Source organism: Nocardioides sp. (assembly GCF_036401255.1).
Lineage (GTDB): Bacteria > Actinomycetota > Actinomycetes > Propionibacteriales > Nocardioidaceae > Nocardioides.
The window spans coordinates 1-3545 of the sequence record NZ_DASWVI010000032.1 but is presented as its reverse complement, the minus strand read 5'-3'; the positions used below and the strand labels follow the sequence as shown (position 1 = coordinate 3545).

Sequence of the window (3545 nt, the reverse complement as noted above, 5' to 3'; positions counted from 1 at the left end):
GGCCTCGAAGCGCACGAGCTCGACGACGTCGATGCCCAGCCCGACGATCACGAGTGCGGTCCCCTCACTCGACCGTGACGGACTTCGCCAGGTTGCGCGGCTGGTCGACGTCGTGGCCCATCAGCGTCGCCAGCTCGCAGGCGAACAGCTGGAGCGGGACGACGGCCACCAGCGGCTGCAGCAACACCGGCACGGCCGGCAGCCGGATGAGCACGTCGGCGTACGGCGTGATCCGGTCGTCGCCCTCCTCGGCCAGGCAGATCGTGCGGGCCCCGCGGGCCCGGACCTCCTGGATGCCGCTGACCATCTTGTCCCGCAGCTGGTCGCGGCCGGCCGGCGGCACGATGCACAGCACCGGCAGCCCGTCCTCGACCAGCGCGATCGGCCCGTGCTTGAGCTCGCCGGCGGCGAAGCCCTCGGCGTGCAGGTAGGCCAGCTCCTTGAGCTTCAGGGCGCCCTCGAGTGCGACCGGGTAGCCCGCGTGCCGGCCGAGGAACAGCACCGAGCGGGTCCCGACGTGCTCGCGGGCCAGCGCGTAGACCGGCTCGGCGGCGTCGAGCATCCGCTGGATGTGCGCAGGCATCGCCTCGAGCTGGCGCATCACCTGGTCGATCTCGTCGCCGTACCTGGTGCCCTTGACCTCGGCGAGGTAGAGCGCGAGCAGGTAGCAGGCGACCAGCTGGGTGAGGAACCCCTTGGTGGAGGCGACCCCGATCTCGGGGCCGGCGTGGGTGTAGATCACCGCGTCGGACTCGCGGGGGATCGTCGAGCCGTTGGTGTTGCAGATCGCGAGCACCTTCGAGCGCTGCGTGCGCGCGTGGCGGATCGCCTGCAGGGTGTCGGCAGTCTCGCCGGACTGGCTGATCGCCACGACCAGCGTCGAGTAGTCGAGGATCGGGTCGCGGTAGCGGAACTCCGAGGACAGCTCGACCTCGACCGGGATCCGGCACCAGTGCTCGATGGCGTACTTCGCCACCATGCCGGCGTAGAACGACGTGCCCGCCGCGATGATGATGATCTTGTCGACGTCGCGCAGCTCCTGGTCGGACAGACGCATCTCGTCGAGGTGCAGGTGCCCGTCGGCCGTACGCCGGCCGAGCAGCGAGTCGGCCACGGCGCGCGGCTGCTCGAAGATCTCCTTGCGCATGAACCAGTCGTGGCCGTCCTTCTCGGCCGCCGAGAGGTCCCAGTCGACGTGGTAGCGGCGGCCCTCGGCCGGCGAGCCGTCGAAGCCGGTGACCGAGACGCCCTCGCGGGTGATCGTGACGACCTGGTCCTGGTCGAGCTCGAGCGCCTCGCGGGTGTGCTCGATGAACGCGGCCACGTCGGAGCCGAGGAAGCTCTCACCCTCGCCGAGGCCGACCACCAGCGGGGAGCTGCGCCGGGCGGCGACCACCCGGTCGGGGTCCTGAGCGTCGACGGCGACGAGGGTGAACGCCCCCTCGAGGCGGCGTACGACGCGCTGCATCGCCTCGGTCAGGTCGGCGCCTGCGGCGACCTCGAGCTCCAGCAGGTGCGCGGCGACCTCGGTGTCGGTCTCGGAGAGCAGCGGCTCACCGGTGGCCTCGAGCTCGGTGCGCAGCTCGGCGAAGTTCTCGATGATCCCGTTGTGCACCAGCCCCACCCGCCGGGCGGGGCCCGTGTGCGGGTGGGCGTTGACGTCGTTGGGCGCGCCGTGGGTGGCCCAGCGGGTGTGCCCGATGCCGGTGGTCGACACCGGCAGCGGCGTGTCGACGATCGCCTTCTCGAGGTTCGCGAGCTTGCCGGCGCGCTTGTCGGTGGCCAGCGCCCCCTCGGCCACCAGGGCGATCCCCGCCGAGTCGTAGCCGCGGTACTCCAGCCTGCGGAGCCCCTCGACCACGACGTCCTGCGCCGCCCGGTGGCCCACGTATCCGACGATCCCGCACACGGGTGTCACTGTAACGGCGGGGCTTTGCAAGAATCGCCAGCATGCCCTCCCACGGCGGTGCCCAGGTCGGAGCCCCCGGCGAGCTCACCCCCGCCGACGCCGGACGGGAGTCCTCTCCCTACCTCGAGCTGGACCGCTCGGCCTGGGCCGCGCTGGCCAGCGAGGTCGAGAACCCGCTCAGCGCCGAGGAGATCCAGCGGCTGCGCGGCCTCGGCGACCAGCTCGACCTCGACGAGGTCCAGCAGATCTACCTGCCGGTCTCCCGGCTGCTCAGCCTGTACGTCGAGTCCGCGAGCCGGCTCTACCGCCGCCAGGAGGAGTTCCTCCACCAGGAGCAGCCGCCACGCACCCCGTTCGTCATCGGGCTGGCGGGGTCGGTCGCGGTCGGCAAGTCCACGACCGCGCGGGTGTTGCAGCAGATGCTCGCGCACTGGCCCCAGCACCCCAACGTCGCACTGGTGACCACCGACGGCTTCCTGTACCCCAACGCCGAGCTCGAGCGGCGCGGGCTGCTGGAGCGCAAGGGCTTCCCCGAGTCCTACGACCGCCGCGCCCTGCTCCGGTTCGTCGTGGACATCAAGTCGGGCAAGGACGAGGTGCTCGCCCCGACGTACTCCCACCTGGTCTACGACGTCGTCCCCGACGAGCACGTCGTGATCCGGCGCCCCGACATCGTGATCGTCGAGGGGCTCAACGTCCTGCAGCCCGCCCGGGTGCGCGACGACGGGCGCACCGGCCTGACGCTGAGCGACTTCTTCGACTTCAGCGTGTACGTCGACGCCGCGACCAGCACGATCCGCGACTGGTACGTGTCGCGCTTCCTTCGGCTGCGCGAGACCGCGTTCCAGGACACCGGCTCCTACTTCGCCAAGTACGCCACGCTCTCCACGGACGAGGCGATCGCGGAGGCCCGGCGGATCTGGGACACGATCAACGGTCCCAACCTCACCCAGAACGTGCTGCCCACGCGCTCACGCGCCACGTTGGTGCTCCGCAAGGACCACGACCACTCGGTGCGCTACGTGCGGTTGCGCAAGCTCTAGGGTCTGTTGACCAAGTCCATGGCCGGCTGACCGCGACTCGATCAAAGACCCTAGTCCGCCGAGCCGAGGCGCAGGCTCGCCAGGACCTCCTCGACGTCGTCGGTGGGCAGCTCGTCGTCGACCGCGGTGTCGCGCACCAGCACCACGCGCACGCCGCCGGACTCGACCATCGCGACCTCGACCCCGAGCGCCGCGCACGGCCCACCGCGGTCCAGGGCGAGGCCGAGCCGGGTGAGCCGCCCGGTGGTGCCGTCGGCCAGTCGGATCCGCTCGTGCGAGGTGCCGGTCGTCCAGGTGCCGCGCCCGTGGGTGATCCCGCCGACCCAGGCCCGGAAGCCCTGGCGGGTGAAGCCCGCGAAGCCGCGGTTGGAGTCCCGCGGCCGCTCGGCGCAGTAGCCGGACCGGAACACCGCCGGCCCCCGGACCACCGCCACCGGGCGGCCCGCGTCGTCGGCGTAGTAGATCCGCACGTCGCGGTCCTCGACGCGCCAGTCGGTCGCCGGCACCTCGAAGCTGGCACCGCTGCGCGCGTCGCGCACGACCAGCGGCGCGGGGCGGTCGCGCGCCCCGGCCACCTCATCGACCCCGTGGGA

General features: G+C 71.8%; 3 protein-coding genes. 1 reads left to right on the top strand and 2 read right to left on the bottom strand.

The window, feature by feature from the left end:
- Positions 1-64: 64 nt before the first annotated feature.
- Positions 65-1909: a glutamine--fructose-6-phosphate transaminase (isomerizing) gene (gene glmS, locus VGD85_RS01250; RefSeq protein WP_331061634.1), complete on the bottom strand. Its 1845-nt coding sequence runs from the start codon at positions 1907-1909 to the stop codon at positions 65-67.
- Positions 1910-1950: 41 nt separating this feature from the next.
- Between glmS and coaA the strand changes: the two genes are divergently transcribed.
- On the top strand, positions 1951-2952 hold the full coding sequence (gene coaA, locus VGD85_RS01245) for a type I pantothenate kinase (protein WP_331061633.1): 1002 nt from the start codon (positions 1951-1953) through the stop codon (positions 2950-2952).
- 50 nt (positions 2953-3002) lie between these two features.
- Here coaA and VGD85_RS01240 read toward each other — a convergent pair.
- On the bottom strand, positions 3003-3545 hold a 543-nt coding region (locus VGD85_RS01240; protein WP_331061632.1), incomplete at its 5' end, for a hypothetical protein.